Source organism: Paenibacillus sp. NPDC058174 (assembly GCF_042883865.1).
GTDB lineage: Bacteria > Bacillota > Bacilli > Paenibacillales > Paenibacillaceae > Pristimantibacillus.
The window spans coordinates 548340-564050 of the sequence record NZ_JBHVUY010000003.1; the positions used below are offsets into that span (position 1 = coordinate 548340).

Here is a 15711-nt window from a genome sequence, read left to right on the forward strand (position 1 = left end):
TCTTATAAGGCTTTTATAGCTTTAGGATAAATAACATGGCATATTATTAATTGAGAATCCTGTGAACAAGGGAAAATAGAAAATACCAGTACAGGAGTAGTCTTGTACTGGTATTTTTTGTACTATTAACAGCTTGAAGATTGCTATCTCTTAAGAGGGTGGTCGGTGTGGACGCTTGAAGAGAGTAAAAGCGGACATAAAGTTAGATAGAAACTGACATATGAGTATCTGAATTCTTAAACTATATTTAACTATGGTTTTAAATAAATTACAAGGTAGGATAAATTATGAAAAAAATGCACTTGGATTATGGTCAATATTATTAATAACTATGTATTTTTCATCTAGTGTAGTATTTGCAGAAGCAACGCAGTCTGCTTCACAACAGAAAACTAATGAAAGCGAGTCTAATAAAGTTGTTACTGAAGATGTGGACAGAAGAACAACAAATACAAAGCATTACTTGATGGAGGACGGCAGTTACCAAGCAAAGTATTTTTTGAATGATGTTCATTACAAAGATGAGCTGGGAATTATGCAAGAAATTAATACTAGTTTAGAAGATGAAGCAGGGTTACTGAAATCGAAAAAAACGATGTCTAAAGAAGCTAAGAAAAAGAAGTCTCTAGCGAAAGATTTGAACGCAGAATCTAGTTCTTATACATCTTTTCAGGTTCCTTACTATAGCGAAATTCCTAAAAAAATATCGAAAGGCTACAGTATTGAAAAAGATGGCGAGAAACTTACGTTTATTCCGCTCGGTGCTTCTGCTAGATCAACGGCTAAATTGAATTCAAAAGACAAAAACAAAGTAACTTACTCTGAAGTTTGGTCTAATACGGATGTTGAATTGAAATTGTTAAACACCGGAGTAAAAGAGAACAACAGGGGTAACTCAATGAGTAAACATCAAAGACCACGTCCGTGGGAGTAATTAAGGAGAGGACGATATTGTACCTTAAAGAATTTGATTTAGATTTTCCTTATATTTCAGATGATGAAAGAATTCAATTAATAATGAACGAAAAAAAATGCCAATATAATGATGCAACTAAGCTGGATTATGAGTTGAATTGGAAAGTAAAAAGGCGTTCACTTAGATTAGAGACTCGCTGTATTACTGCTATGTATGAACGTTTATTTGGTAAACTGAAAACAGAAGACTTTTGGAAAATTCTTGTAGAGTGTGCGGAAGACATAACAGACGAAAGGATTATGAATTATTCCGGTGTAAGTACGGTACAAGTGAAATTTAGATTTGAGGATTTCAGTTTAAAAAGTGAGATTGACAAAAAAAGAACTACACTCATTCTACTTATGGAAGGAATTGAGAAGATCTCTCTAAGTAAAAATTGGGATATTGAACCATTTAGGGTGGTAGCTTCTCAAATAGAAGAATTAGGGTATTTAAATGAATGGGTTTGGAAAAAAGCAGTGAAAAGCCCCGATAAGAATTTCAGTGCTAAAGTAATGTGCCATCATACTGTAGAAAACATGGATATTTTTATATCTATAATGCAACGAAATGGTACGGAAATACTTCTGAAAAAAGTTCTATCAGAACTTCCAGATGAATTTGCATACTCTAAGCATTTAGGTGAACTAAAGTGGATTTCTGATTTTGAAGTTGCTTTAATAAATAAAAAAGGTGACGGAATGGTTTCAGTAACATTAAATAGTATAAATTAAATCTTAAGACCTTGATTGGTTTCAGCCTTTCAAGGTTTTTTTATGGGCATACCAATCAATTGTTGTCCAATACGAAGAAAAATAAAGAGAGGGCGATAACTCTGAATTTATTAATCGATTCACTTATTGGTGTTGGTCCAATTAAGTTTGGTATGACTAAGAAAGAAATAAGAAGTGTTATTAGTAGTGATGTTAAGGAGTTCAAAAAGACTCCAACGAGTGAGACTTTGACCGATGTATTTGATTTTTGTCATGTATATTATAAACAAGATGATACTTGTGAAGCGATTGAACTATTTGAACCAGCTATCCCAATTTTTAATAATGAAAAACTAATTGGTGTGTCGTTTAAAGAAGTCAAAAAGCTATTCCTCCAACTAGATAAGGATGTAGAGATTGAAGAGACTGGATTAACATCTATTAAATACGGGGTTGCCCTTTTCGTCCCTTCACTAAGCCGATCAGAAAAAGAACCAGTAGAAGGCGTGTTTCTTTTTGAACAAGGATATTATGATTAAAGCTCAGTGAAGAATTGAAACCTTGATTGGCTTCGTGCCTTTCAAGGTTTATTTTTTGAGATTTAAGGCTGCTACCAAGTGTCGAATAGACTTAGTGCTTTCCTCTAATCTTTTATTTTGATTGGTCTAGGGAACAGAGCTAAGTATTTACAGACTCCTATGGTCTCCGGCATTGTATCTTGCTACATGGAATATTATTAAATATTCAACTTAGATGTGCAGCATGGATTAGACTTTCAATGTATATAGGCATCAGGTATAATAACGACAGAAATATTTATATTAAGGAGCTGTTCAATAATGCCACTTTCATGTGGAATCGTCGGGCTGCCGAACGTCGGCAAATCGACTTTGTTTAATGCAATTACGCAAGCGGGCGCTGAATCCGCGAACTATCCTTTCTGTACGATCGATCCAAACGTTGGCGTCGTGGAAGTACCGGACCCGCGTCTAGATAAACTGGTTGAGCTCGTTACGCCAAAAAGCATCGTACCTACCGCTTTCGAATTTGTTGATATCGCTGGCCTGGTTGCTGGGGCGAGCAAAGGCGAAGGACTTGGCAACAAGTTTCTGGCTCATATCCGCGAGGTAGATGCAATCGTTCACGTTGTTCGTTGTTTCCAAGACGAGAACATCACTCACGTTAACGGCAAAATCGATCCGCTGGGCGATATCCAAACGATCAATCTGGAGCTGATTCTAGCTGACATCGATTCCGTTGACCGGAAGATCGAACGTTCCCGCAAAAACCTCAAAGGCGGCGACAAAAAAATCGCTCAAGAGGTTGAAGTGCTGGAACGCGTCAAAGAGGCTCTTTATGAAGACAAGCCTGCTCGCAGCCTTGATCTGAGCGACGATGAGCGTCTGCTCATCCGCGACCTTCATCTGATTACGATGAAGCCAGTGCTGTATGCAGCTAACGTAAGCGAAGCTGAAGTAGCTGACACGGGCAACAACGAGTACGTGCAAAAAGTGCGTGAATTCGCCGCAGCCGAAAATGCGGAAGTGGTACAGATCAGCGCGCGTGTAGAGGAAGAAATCGCCGAGTTGGAAGGTGAAGACAAAGCGATGTTCCTGGAGGAGCTTGGCTTGCAGGAATCCGGCTTGAACCGTCTGATCGCTGCGGCGTACAAGCTGCTGGGCCTGTACACATACTTCACTGCGGGTGTACAAGAGGTTCGCGCTTGGACGATTCGTCAAGGCACGAAAGCGCCACAAGCAGCAGGCGTCATTCATACCGACTTCGAACGCGGCTTTATCCGCGCTGAGGTTGTATCCTTCGATGATCTCTCGGCAGCAGGCTCGATGGCCGTTGCCCGCGAACGCGGACAGCTTCGCCTCGAGGGCAAAGAGTACGTCGTGAAAGACGGAGACGTTATGCATTTCCGTTTCAACGTCTAGAATAGAGCTATAACGAAGAAGACCCTTTGCGGTCTTCTTTTTCGTACCCGAAATTCCTCCATAGGGAAGGGGAATCGCATTTTCCGCTCTCTATAGCTCTTTCGAGTCATGTCAAATTTAGCGCGGAGCATTATACTGGATGGCGAAAAAGACGACTCTTTTCCAATTCGTTAAAGGATGTATCGTATTGCCACGCGCTTGTCCGCGAAAGAAATGAAGGAAGTGATTTGACGCATGCACCAACAGTTATTAAATAGGAAACAGAAAAGAAGGCTTCCTCAAATTGTCCTTCTCGTTTTTGCCGTCATCTGGGTGGTTGGCTTGCTGCCATCCCTTATGCCGGTGGCCTCGGCGCATGCTTCGCTGGAGAGACGGGTTCCAGAGGCGAATGCGAAGCTGAAGGAATCGCCTCCTTTCGTAGAGCTGAGCTTCAGCGAGGCGGTTGAACCAAGTGCCGGCTCCCTGCAGGTGCTGGATTCTCAGAAAAGGAAAGTGACCTCTGACAAGCCCACTCTTAGTGAAGACCGGACGAAGCTGAAGCTGGCGCTGCCATCTCTGCAGGAAGGGGTCTATACGGCATCCTTCCATATCGTGTCGGAGGACGGCCATCCGGTCAGCGGCTCGTATGTATTCGTAGTCGGCAATCCGCCGGAATGGAAGGACGGCTCCACCTTTAATGACGACGCTGGCGGCAGTTCGGGTTCGCATGGATTATCCAGCGACAATTGGCTGCTGTTTACCGTGCGCATTCTTTATTATGCGTCCTTGCTTGTAGCGGCGGGATTAATGATCTGGTCAGCTGTCTACCGCAATCCGAGCGAGTCCGTGAGCGGCGTGCACCGCCGTTTGCTGCTGATCTCGATGCGGGTACTATTAATCTCTTTGCTATTGCATATCTTCATTCAGGCAAAAGAAATTATGTCGGGCCAGCCTCTCAGCGCATGGGGAGAGCTGTTCACCGGAACGGCAACCGGCCGCGCATGGCTGGAACTTATCGTTGTTGTGCTTGTTGGCTTTGTGCTGCAACGGGCAACGATGTATGTGAAGCTGCTATGGGCGGTTATTATACTGGCCGTAGAAAGCTTAATTGGACATCCTGCTGCTAACGATTTGAAGATTTTGACGCTGGCAGCCGATTGGGTTCATTTGGTCGCAGCAGCAGTCTGGGCCGGCGGTTTACTGGCGCTTGTGGTCCTCTGGTTTGAAGACCGGAAGGAAGCGGGACGGTTCGGCGCGAGCTTCTCGAAAGGCGCGCTCCTCTCCCTTGTTGCTCTAGTCGTCAGCGGCATTCTGATGATGACGCTCTTCCTGCCTAAGTTTTCCTACTTGTGGCTGACGCCATGGGGTATTCTGCTCGCTATCAAATCGGGTCTTACACTGCTTGTGATTGGAACCGGAGCTTGGCTTCGTGTTCGGATGAGCAAAAGCGGTATTCCAGACGGAAGACTGCTGCGCGTTGATCTCGGTCTAATGCTCGCTATAGTAGCGATCGCCGCGATCTTCACCTATATCAGTCCGCTGCCGGCGAATGAGCCAATCCGCCATCATGAGATGGGCGAGGATATGCACTATACACTCAGCGTTACGCCAAACGTGCCGGGCGGTGAGAATGAAGCGAAGCTGCAAATTTGGCTGCCGGAAGCGTCCGGAGAGCCGAAAGCGGTTGTGCTTCGCCTGCATCCGGAAGGCAGCGAGGAGGCGCCGCTTGACGTGCCGCTTGCTCCTTTTGACGATGAATCCTATGATAATTATCCGGGCTATGCGAGAACTTCTTATCAGGCAACCGGAGCTTTCCTTCCGTATGCGTCGAAGTGGACAGCGGAAATTCGTGTCATGACACAGGACGACATTGAGATTGTGAAGCGATTGGATTTTGCGAATTATTAGACACATTTTTTTCACCGGTCATAGCCCTATCGAGTCATGACTGGGCACTCCGCTATCCTTATACTGGGGAACGAGATAAAGATTAATATCCGGGAAGGGTTGTGTAGAGTGATGAAAAAAATGCAAAAGTGGCTCGTGTCCGCATCGGTCAGCTTGAGCTTAAGCCTGTTCTTGTTCGTCGGGATGGCGAGTGCCCATGTGACGGTGCAGCCGCCGGAGGTTCCGGCTAATTCGTATCAGGTGTTTACCGTTCGCGTGCCTAGTGAGACCAAAGGCGTTAACACGATAAAAGTACAAGTGAAAGCAGCCGATGGCGCTGCGATTTCCCGCGTCGAGCCGAAACAGGGCTGGAAGCATGAAATCGAGAAAAATGCTGACGGCTCGATCGCGAGCGTAACTTGGACGGCTGACGGTCCAGGACTGGCTGAGACGGAATTCACGGAGTTCCGTTTGAGCGGCAAGGTCAATGAAGATGCCACTCAGCTTGTATGGCGCGCATACCAGACCTACAGCGATAACAGCGTTGTAGAATGGACTGGCGGAGACGGCGCAGACAAACCGGCCTCGGTTCAAAAGGTTACTCCTGCGGTAGCGGGCGGCGGAGACGGTCATGGAGCAGGCGGCTCTTCTCACGCAGCAGGCGAAGAGACGAAGGATGAAGGGCAATCGCAATTGCCGCTTATTTTATCCATCGTAGCAGTTGTTCTGGGTGCGGCGGCGCTGGTTACGGCAGCTGTGAAAAAGAAAAAATAATTGAGCTTGAAGACGAACCGGTTCCGGTTCGTCTTTTTTATGGCAGTTAGGCAAATACACCAGTCGTAACCTTTGCATCGTTATGTTATAATAAAGGATATTAATGCGGAAAAATAACAGAGGTGACGAAAAGTGTTGGACCGTTTACAAGCACTGGCCGACCGTTACGAGAAGCTGAGCGAATTGCTGTGCGACCCCGACGTAGCCAGCGATCCGAAGCGTCTCCGGGAGTATTCCAAGGAGCAATCGGATTTACAAGAGGCGTATGAGGCTTTTACCGAATATAAGCAAGTGTCGGCGCAATTGGACGACGCAAAAGTTATGCAGGGCGAGAAGCTCGATGATGAAATGCGCGAAATGGTGAAAATGGAGATCGAGGAGCTTTCTGCTCGCAAGGAAGAACTCGACGCCATGATCAAAATTTTGCTCCTGCCGAAGGATCCGAACGACGACAAGAACGTTATCGTGGAGATTCGCGGCGCAGCGGGCGGAGACGAAGCAGCTCTGTTCGCTTCCGATCTGTACCGGATGTACACGAAATTCGCGGATTCCCAAGGCTGGCGTGTTGAGCTGATGGATTTGAGCGAGAATGATTTGGGCGGCTTCAAAGAGGTCATCTTCATGATTACCGGCAAGGGCGCCTACAGCAAGCTGAAGTTCGAGAGCGGCGCGCACCGCGTACAGCGTATTCCGGTAACGGAGTCCGGCGGCCGTATCCATACTTCAACTTCGACGGTTTCGGTTATGCCGGAGGTTGAAGAGGTTGAGGTCGAAATTCTCGACAAGGATATCCGGATTGATACGTTCTGCTCCAGCGGCGCAGGCGGCCAGTCCGTTAATACGACCAAGTCGGCGGTTCGCGTGCTGCACGTGCCGACTGGCATTATGGCGACTTGCCAGGACGGCAAATCGCAAAATGACAATAAGGCGAAGGCGCTGCAAGTATTGCGTGCCCGTATCTATGATATTCGCCGTCAAGAAGAGGAAGCGAAATACGCAGGCGAGCGGAAAAGCAAGGTCGGCACTGGCGACCGCAGCGAACGCATTCGCACGTACAACTTCCCGCAAAGCCGGGTAACGGACCACCGTATCGGCCTGACGCTGCACAAGCTGGATCAGGTAATGAACGGCGACATGGCCGACATCGTATCGTCGCTGACGATTGCCGAGCAAGCGGACATGATGGACAAAGAACTCGTATAAACCATAGGAGAGCGGAGATATTCATATGAGTGATGAATTTTTCGCCCCGTCCTATACCATTCGGGAAGCCTGCTTGCAGGCTTCTTCGTTTTTGGCGGGGCACGGCGTGGAGGAATACCGGTCGAATGCGGAGCTGCTGCTCCTGCATGTGCTGGAGGTAGAGCGGCCGGTTCTGCTTCGCGACTGGAGCATTGAGCAGTTTCCGCCGGAGAAGGCAGAGGCTTGGATACAAGCCGTGCGCCGGAAGGCGGAGGGCGAGCCGGTGCAATATATTATCGGCGAGCAGTGGTTTTATGGACGGCCGTTCACGGTAACACCGGCCGTCTTGATCCCGCGCCCCGAGACGGAGCTGCTCGTCGAGGCGGTGCTGGAGGCGGCCGATGGCATATGGCCGCTGGAAGGGGATGCAGTGCCGACCGTGCTGGACGTCGGCACGGGCAGCGGCGCCATTGCCGTGACGCTGGCGGCGCAGCGTCCGCGCTGGCGCGTAAGCGCGTCCGATCTGTCGCCGGACGCGCTGGAGGTCGCCCGCATGAATGCGGCCCGCCATGAGGCGGCGGGCCGGATCGCATTCGTGCAGGGCGACCTGCTGGCGCCGTTTGCCGTCGGCGCCGAGGGCTCTGCGTCGGCCGGGCTGGCGGCCGACGTGCTGGTATCGAATCCGCCGTATATACCGGCGGATGATCTCCCGGGCTTGCAGCGCGAGGTGCGCGACTTTGAGCCGCACCTCGCGCTGGATGGCGGGGCGGACGGGCTGGACCCGTACCGCCGCATGGTAGAGCAGCTGCCGGCGCTGCGGCAGGTGCCGCGGATCGTCGGCTTCGAGCTTGGCATGGGCCAAGCCCGCGACGTTGCGGCGCTGCTGGAGCAGAACGGCGCCTGGGACGAGGTGCGGATCATTACCGACTATGCCGGCATTGAGCGGCATGTTCTGGCGATCCGCCATGCTAATTAACTCTAAGCGAGCGTGTATGACTGCAGGCTAACCTATATTTTTGCATCAAAATGCAAAAATACATTTTGTTTAGCTGAAATAGCTTCATTTACAGCATCAACCTGCAAAAGTGCATTTTGATCGGCCGAAATAGCATGAAATCGGCGATTTTGGGCGTATCAGCCTGCACTTTTACATTTTGATGCTGGTTTCTGAGCGATTTTGAGAAAACAAAATGCAGATTTGCATTTTGTTTGCCGTAAAGGCATTAGAGAGCACTGTTGCTGTCGCTGTATGAGAGCTTGAAATAGCAGAACTGAAACTTTCTACTAGCATGACAAAACCGGGTCCTTCGAGGGCTCGGTTTTTTTTATTCCCTCTAAATCTAGCAGGAGTAAATCTTTTTACGAGATAAGAGGTTTATAGATTGGGAATGCGGGACATACTGACGGATAGATACGTTCCGGAACGCAAGCTGAAGCACCGACGGGTGCACGAGAGGAGCTTGTGTGTATGTCCCGCCCTTATTCCCGTTTCTATTATAGAAGGTCGTATGGTTATATTGTATTTGCCCTTATTCTGTTAATTATGAGCTGGGAGCTTCAACAGACGGATGCTGCTGTAGCAAGTGGTTCTATTCCGCAGGAGTCGATTCGACTCCGTATTTTAGCCAATTCGGATACTCCCGCCGATCAGGCGGTTAAACGCGTCGTTCGCGACGCCGTTGTAGATGCTATGAACGGCTGGGTTACCGGCCCCCAAACGATTGAAGAAGCCCGCGAAACGCTGCAAAGCCATATGGGCGAAATCGAAGCGATCGTTGGCAAAGTGCTGCAAAGCCGGGGTTTTGACTACGATTATCACGCACAGCTTGGAATGGTTCCTTTTCCAACCAAAATGTATGGCAATGAAGTATACCCTGCCGGACAATATGAGGCTCTGCTGATTACGCTGGGCGAAGGTCAGGGACAAAACTGGTGGTGCGTGCTGTTCCCGCCGCTTTGTTTCATAGATGCTGCTACGGGCGAAGCTTCTGCTGCGAGCGCTGATGATGTGCAAGGGAAAGCCAAAGAGGCAACACCATCTAAATCGGAAAACAGTAAAGTAAGCAAGTCAGACGAGAAGGGTTCTGCCTCGGTGTCGAAGGACACTGCCGACCAAAAACAATCGGCAGGCGAAGCGCCGGAAGCAAAGTTCTTCCTCTGGGAAATGCTGCAGCAGCTGATGGGCTGGCTGAAAGGCTTGTTCTCTTAATGCAGCTGGCAATTTGCCTTGATTATTTGAAATTTTCCCACGCTTTATTAGACGGAATATCGCTTAATCCAAGGAAACTATCAGCGGGTGTAGAGAGTGGCGCCAGCGGCAGTGGTACGTTAATGAGAGTAACTTGGGCTGCTTTAGCATGGTTTAACGTAGGATAACTTGGGGCGGCGGTAAGAGTACGTTAATGTAGTATGATTCGCGGCTGTGGCAATGTGGGGTGGCACAAAAAAGGATAGCTTGCGTTTACAGCAGCGTGCTGTAACATACAGAGGTTCATTCGCGGTTATGGCAGCATGCTTTAACATACACAGGATAATATCGGCTGCTGATAGGGAGAGATTGCACTCTTCCTAAGCTGCAGCGAAGCTGATTCGCTAAATAGAGAAGCAAAGTTCGCTGTGGGCATCTCTTTTCAGGGATGAAATTTACGCAGCGAACTTTTTTTCGTTAACCGTGAACCTAAGTTCATGAGTAGCGAAAAGAGGTTCGCTATTGAAAAAAGTACGCTCTGCTTGCGAGCAAACAACGAAGTCAGCTTCGTTAATTAGCGAAGCGGCTTCGCTGGAGTGTAGTTAGCCAAGCTCAGCAATATAAGTCACGTAAAACTCTTCTCTTGCACGCTTATGGTATAATAGCGGCAAACAGACTATTAACAAGCAGGGATTGAACGATAAAGATGAAGAAGACTAAGGTATGGCAGCTGAAAGGCGAGACGTTGGCAGGACAGCTGACGGAGGCGGCTGAGCTGCTGAAGGCGGGAGAATTGATCGCTTTTCCGACGGAGACGGTATATGGACTTGGGGCAGATGCAAGGAATACACAAGCGGTAGAACAGATATTTGCCGCAAAAGGCAGACCTTCCGATAATCCGCTTATCGTTCATATCGCCAATATCGAACAGCTGAGTGAGTTGGTGCTGCCGTATCCGGAATTGGCAAGCCAGTTGATGGAACAGCTTTGGCCGGGGCCGCTCACAATTGTACTGCCGGTTAAACCTGATGCATTATCGCCGCTTGTTACAGCGGGATTAGCAACGGTTGGCATCCGCATGCCGGATCACGCTGCGGCACTGGAACTCATTGCACAAGCCAATTGTCCGGTTGCAGCTCCCAGCGCCAATCGTTCGGGGAGACCCAGCCCGACAACTGCTGCACATGTGCTGGAGGATCTAAACGGTGCCATCGCAGGCGTTGTAGATGGCGGAGCGACAGGCGTTGGGCTGGAGTCGACCGTTATCGAGCTTGCCGGCGACAATATGATTCGCATTCTGCGGCCAGGCGGCGTTACGCCGGAACAATTAAAGTTAGCTGTGCCTGAAGCGCTTATCGATACGCCGCCGGCTAAGTCCGAAACGGAGGAAGCGCCCCGCTCGCCCGGTATGAAGTATACACATTACGCCCCGGCAGGCGATATGGAGATCGTTCAGGGCGATGCGATTGAGACGGCTGCTTATATCCGGGAAGGTATAGCGGGTGCTAAACGCGACGGCCTGAAAACCGGGGTGCTCGTATTTGCGGAACGGGAAGGTGATTTCGACGCCGATGTCGTGCTCACTTACGGTGGCGGGAAGCATCAATTGGAGCATGCGGCACAACGGCTGTATGCAGCATTAAGACAGTTTGACGCCGAAGGGGTACAGCGCATCTGGGCGGAGGGCTGTGAAGAGCAGGGTATTGGCCTTGCCTTAATGAATAGGCTCGCCAAAGCAGCGGGTAATCAAGTAACCCGATTATAGTTTGGGATGCCCGACCGCTTTTACCAGTGGCTTCTGTATGCTTCTCCACTAAAACCGCTGCTATAAAGCAATTCCGGCACGACAAGAGATGCAGCCTCTGCTCTTTCTTTCTATCTCTTCCCATCATTTTTGCCTATTCATTCGTATGTTTGGCGTCTTGTCCGCATATGTTGGGTAATGAATGGATGCGGACAGGGGGAGAGACTGCGTGAATGAAGCCGTTTTGCACGCTGGACAGTTTGCGACACTGCTTATAATGGCGGTAGCACTGGGGATGGATGCTTTTTCATTGGGTATTGGAATCGGATTGAAAGGCATTCGATTACGCGATATATTGAAGCTAAGCAGCGTCATTGCTCTCTTTCATATTATTATGCCGCTCGGGGGCATGTTTGCCGGGCAATTCGTAAGCGGCTTGTTAGGCCATGTTGCGACTACGGCAGCGGGTATTTTGCTGGTTTTGCTAGGCGGGCATATGATTTATAGCTCGATTAAAGGCGAAGAGGTTAAATCGCTGGATTACCGTTCCGTCACGGGAACCTTTCTATTTGCGCTGAGCGTCAGCATCGATTCTTTTTCCGTTGGCGTGACCCTTGGGATGTTCCAGGCCGATCTGCTGCTCACGATTCTATTGTTCGGTTTTTTCGGCGGATTAATGTCAATAATGGGTCTGATGCTTGGACGGAGAGTGAGCCGCAATCTTGGCGGTTATGGCGAAGCATTTGGCGGAGCGATTTTATTTATTTTCGGAGTTATGTTTATTTTCTGACCATGTTCATGGTCTCTCGAATAGAAAGGGGACAGCAGCATGAAGCGCATCTTATTTGTATGTACGGGCAACACCTGCCGGTCACCGATGGCTGAGGCGATGCTGAAGGATATGGCAGAACGCCAAGGCGTTGCACTTGAGATCCGCTCTGCAGGCGTATCGACCATTGATGGTCTGGCTGTGTCGCGCTATGCTATTGAATCGCTACGGGAGAGGAATATCGAGCATCGCGGCGCATCACGCGCTTTGACTGGCGAGGCTGTAGAATGGGCGGATCTTATCTTAACGATGACCGCTGGCCATAAGAGAGGGCTGCTGCAAGGCTTCCCTGAGGCAGTAGACAAGACGCATACGTTGAAGGAGTACGCGCATCAAGATGATTTGGCGCTGGCAGATATCCAGGAGCTGGAGCGCCTCTATACGGAAATGCACATGAAGCTGGCTCTAGGCCAGCAGCTGAGCATCGAGGAGCGGTCGAGGCTGCTGGAGCTGGAGCGGCGCATTCCGGGTACGGATATCGCCGATCCGTTCGGCGGTACACTGGAGATGTACCGGAGCTGCGCGAACGAAATCGAAGAAGGACTGCGCAAGCTGCTCGGCAAGCTTCAATAATAGTGAAATTGGCAGAAGCTTCAACAACGTCTCTTCCTTTAATTCGGTTACGAATCAGCTCTTATTAACTGAAACAGGGAGCTTATTCATATGGTAAATTTCCGCACTGGAAAAGGATAAAGGATGATTGATTTTCGGATAGGAATCGGCTATGATGAGAATACAAAGACGGTTTCCGATGTAACTGGCGACGGAAGTGGGTAACCACGGTGGAGCATCGGAACATACGGCCGGTCGCCTGGGCAAAGAGCAGCATGCTGAAGAGCATGTCATGCTCTTTTTTCGTCTTTTTCGACGAATTTAGGTATAATAAATCGTGAGATTGAAGCGATAGTGTTATTTTTCGACTTCAAAGGTAAGCAGCTTGACCCTTTCATGATGAAGCTTATCTTTTCTAAGCAAAACGCCAAAGGTTTAAAGGAATGGCCGTTTTGCCCGGTAATCGACGCACATACCTTTAGGAGGAAACCCACTATGAAAATTGCAATCGGCGCGGACCACGGAGGCTACACCCTGAAAGACGTTATCGTCCCTTATCTGGAATCGCTGGGACATGAAATCGAGGATCTCGGCTGCGACTGCAGTCAATCGGTCGATTATCCCGACTATGCGCTTCCTGTTGCAGAACGCGTTGCGAGCGGCCAAGCCGACCGCGGCATCCTGATCTGCGGCACCGGCATCGGAATGTCGATCGCGGCGAATAAAGTCGCTGGCATCCGCTGTGCGCTTGTGCATGATTTGTTCTCTGCCCAAGCGACCCGAGAGCATAATGATACCAATGTGCTCGCGATGGGCGAGCGTGTCATCGGCCCTGGCGTAGCGCAGGAAATCGTCCGAATCTGGCTGGAAACGCCGTTCTCGGGCGGAGAGCGCCATGTCGGCCGTCTGGACAAAGTGAATCAAATCGAAGCCCAATATTCACGCTCCTAACCTATGCAAGAAGGAGACGATCGTCCATGAGCGGGAATGACAAAATAACGAACATTGCATCTGATGTTGAGCAGATCATCCGTGAATTGGCCGAGGCGGGAAGCCTTGCCGCAGGACAGCTGCTTGTCATCGGGACGAGTACGAGCGAGGTGCTGGGCCACCGCATTGGAACCTCCGGAACGGTGGAGACAGCTTCGCAAATTTTTACAGGCGTGGAGGCAGCCCGGCGCGACATCGGCTTCTACCCGGTCTTTCAATGCTGCGAGCATTTGAACCGTGCACTTGTAATTGAACGAGAGGCAGCGGAGAAGTACGGGCTGGAGGAAGTGGCGGCTGTTCCGGTTCCGAAAGCAGGCGGCTCGATGGCGGCCTACGCATACCGTCAGCTTAACGGGGCATGTCTCGTTGAGACGGTAGCCGCACACGCGGGGGTTGATATCGGTGATACGTTCATCGGCATGCATTTACGGCGGGTGGCGGTACCGGTTCGCCCTTCGATTAAGAGCATTGGATCTGCACATGTAACGATGGCTTATGCCCGTCCGAAGCTGATCGGCGGCGCACGCGCCGTTTACTCGGCAGAGCCCGAAGAAAGCGGCCTGGCGGTAGAGCAATCGCCGGGAACCTGCGACTAGCGGCATGAGCCGTTGTCTCTAATTTATATAAACCATTAATTAACTATAGGAGGCATTATTATGGAAAATCTACGTAAGCAAGATCCTGAAGTTTTGAAGGCAATGGGCCTTGAATTGCAGCGTCAACGCGACAACATCGAGCTGATCGCATCTGAGAACATCGTAAGCGAAGCGGTTCTGGAAGCACTGGGATCCGTATTGACGAACAAATATGCAGAAGGCTACCCGGGCAAACGTTTCTACGGCGGCTGCGAGCATGTTGACATCGTTGAAGATATCGCACGCGATCGCGCGAAAGAGATTTTCGGTGCAGAGCACGCCAACGTTCAGCCTCACTCTGGCGCACAAGCGAACATGGCGGTATATCTGGCTGTCCTCAAACCAGGCGACACGGTTCTCGGCATGAACCTGGCACACGGCGGCCACTTGACGCACGGCAGCCCGGTTAACGCTTCCGGTCTGCTGTACAACTTCGTCGCTTATGGCGTTGACGAAGATACGTTCACAATTAACTATGATGAAGTCCGCAAAGCGGCATTCAAGCACCGTCCTCGTCTCATCGTTGCCGGCGCAAGTGCTTACCCGCGTACAATTGATTTCGAAAAATTGGGCAAAATCGCAGAAGACGTAGGCGCTTTGTTCATGGTCGATATGGCCCACATCGCAGGTCTGGTTGCGGCTGGTCTGCATCCAAACCCGGTTCCATATGCGCATTTCGTAACGACAACTACACACAAAACGCTTCGCGGACCTCGCGGCGGATTGATCCTTTGCCGTCAGCCTTGGGCAGCGGCTATCGACAAAGCTGTATTCCCAGGCACACAAGGCGGTCCTCTGATGCACGTTATTGCTGGTAAAGCAGTTGCTTTCGGTGAAGTGCTTCAGCCTTCTTGGAAACAATATGCACAGCAAGTTATCAACAATGCAAAAGTTCTTGCTGACACGCTGATTGGCGAAGGCATCAACATCGTTTCCGGCGGTACGGACAACCACTTGATGCTGATCGACACGCGCGGTCTGAACATTACAGGTAAAGTTGCAGAGCACGTGCTGGACTCCATCGGCATTACAGCTAACAAAAATGCAATTCCATTCGACCCGACTAGCCCGTTTGTAACGAGCGGCATCCGTCTTGGTACGCCGGCTGCGACTTCCCGCGGCATGGATGAGAAGGCGATGAAGACGATCGGCGAAGTTATTGCAATGACGCTGAAAAACCACGAAGATGAAGCGGTTCTGGCTAAAGCTCGCGGTATCGTTCGCGATCTGACTGCTCAATATCCGCTTTACCAAACCATTCAATACTAAGAGCTGCGCTGCAGTCAAAAGGGCGATTCGAGACTTCTCTCGAATCGCCCTTTTTTGCTTTTCCAGCGTATTAA

Annotated in this window: 15 protein-coding genes and 1 riboswitch; all 15 genes read left to right on the forward strand. The window is 49.7% G+C overall.

Features of this window, described 5'->3' with window-relative positions; genetic code table 11:
- The first annotated feature begins 253 nt into the window (after positions 1-253).
- The 15 genes from ACFVVF_RS18530 to ACFVVF_RS18600 all read left to right on the forward strand — a co-directional run bounded on the left by ACFVVF_RS18530 (position 254) and on the right by ACFVVF_RS18600 (position 15637).
- Positions 254-934, forward strand: coding sequence for a hypothetical protein (locus ACFVVF_RS18530; RefSeq protein WP_387812739.1), 681 nt, complete (start codon positions 254-256; stop codon positions 932-934).
- Between the two features lie 17 nt (positions 935-951).
- Complete coding sequence (locus ACFVVF_RS18535; RefSeq protein WP_387812741.1) at positions 952-1689, forward strand: hypothetical protein; 738 nt, start codon at positions 952-954, stop codon at positions 1687-1689.
- 62 nt (positions 1690-1751) lie between these two features.
- Positions 1752-2207: a hypothetical protein gene (locus ACFVVF_RS18540; RefSeq protein WP_387812743.1), complete on the forward strand. Its 456-nt coding sequence runs from the start codon at positions 1752-1754 to the stop codon at positions 2205-2207.
- A gap of 300 nt (positions 2208-2507) precedes the next feature.
- The gene (gene ychF / locus ACFVVF_RS18545; RefSeq protein ID WP_387812745.1) at positions 2508-3608 is read left to right on the forward strand and encodes a redox-regulated ATPase YchF; all 1101 of its coding nucleotides are present in this window, start codon (positions 2508-2510) and stop codon (positions 3606-3608) included.
- A gap of 234 nt (positions 3609-3842) precedes the next feature.
- The gene (locus ACFVVF_RS18550) at positions 3843-5495 is read left to right on the forward strand and encodes a copper resistance CopC/CopD family protein (protein WP_387812748.1); all 1653 of its coding nucleotides are present in this window, start codon (positions 3843-3845) and stop codon (positions 5493-5495) included.
- A 111-nt stretch (positions 5496-5606) separates the two neighbouring features.
- A complete protein-coding gene (locus tag ACFVVF_RS18555; protein WP_387812751.1) occupies positions 5607-6248 on the forward strand; it encodes a YcnI family protein in 642 nt (213 codons plus the stop codon).
- A gap of 132 nt (positions 6249-6380) precedes the next feature.
- A complete protein-coding gene (prfA, locus tag ACFVVF_RS18560) occupies positions 6381-7451 on the forward strand; it encodes a peptide chain release factor 1 (protein ID WP_387812754.1) in 1071 nt (356 codons plus the stop codon).
- 25 nt (positions 7452-7476) lie between these two features.
- On the forward strand, positions 7477-8406 hold the full coding sequence (gene prmC / locus ACFVVF_RS18565; RefSeq protein WP_387812757.1) for a peptide chain release factor N(5)-glutamine methyltransferase: 930 nt from the start codon (positions 7477-7479) through the stop codon (positions 8404-8406).
- Positions 8407-8898: 492 nt separating this feature from the next.
- Positions 8899-9639 (forward strand): stage II sporulation protein R, encoded by a 741-nt coding sequence (spoIIR, locus tag ACFVVF_RS18570; protein WP_387812759.1) that lies wholly within the window; start codon positions 8899-8901, stop codon positions 9637-9639.
- Between the two features lie 685 nt (positions 9640-10324).
- Entirely contained in the window at positions 10325-11383 is a 1059-nt protein-coding gene (locus ACFVVF_RS18575; protein WP_387812761.1) for an L-threonylcarbamoyladenylate synthase, read from the forward strand.
- 181 nt (positions 11384-11564) lie between these two features.
- Positions 11565-12152: a manganese efflux pump MntP gene (locus ACFVVF_RS18580; RefSeq protein WP_387812764.1), complete on the forward strand. Its 588-nt coding sequence runs from the start codon at positions 11565-11567 to the stop codon at positions 12150-12152.
- Positions 12153-12191: 39 nt separating this feature from the next.
- A complete protein-coding gene (locus ACFVVF_RS18585) occupies positions 12192-12764 on the forward strand; it encodes a low molecular weight protein arginine phosphatase (RefSeq protein ID WP_387812767.1) in 573 nt (190 codons plus the stop codon).
- 170 nt (positions 12765-12934) lie between these two features.
- Positions 12935-13015: riboswitch (ZMP/ZTP riboswitch) on the forward strand.
- Positions 13016-13238: 223 nt separating this feature from the next.
- On the forward strand, positions 13239-13694 hold the full coding sequence (gene rpiB, locus ACFVVF_RS18590) for a ribose 5-phosphate isomerase B (RefSeq protein ID WP_387812769.1): 456 nt from the start codon (positions 13239-13241) through the stop codon (positions 13692-13694).
- Between the two features lie 26 nt (positions 13695-13720).
- Positions 13721-14329 carry a TIGR01440 family protein gene (locus ACFVVF_RS18595; protein WP_387812771.1) on the forward strand — a complete coding sequence of 203 codons (609 nt, stop codon included), beginning with the start codon at positions 13721-13723 and terminating at the stop codon, positions 14327-14329.
- A gap of 60 nt (positions 14330-14389) precedes the next feature.
- Positions 14390-15637: a serine hydroxymethyltransferase gene (locus ACFVVF_RS18600; RefSeq protein WP_387812774.1), complete on the forward strand. Its 1248-nt coding sequence runs from the start codon at positions 14390-14392 to the stop codon at positions 15635-15637.
- Positions 15638-15711 lie beyond the last annotated feature (74 nt).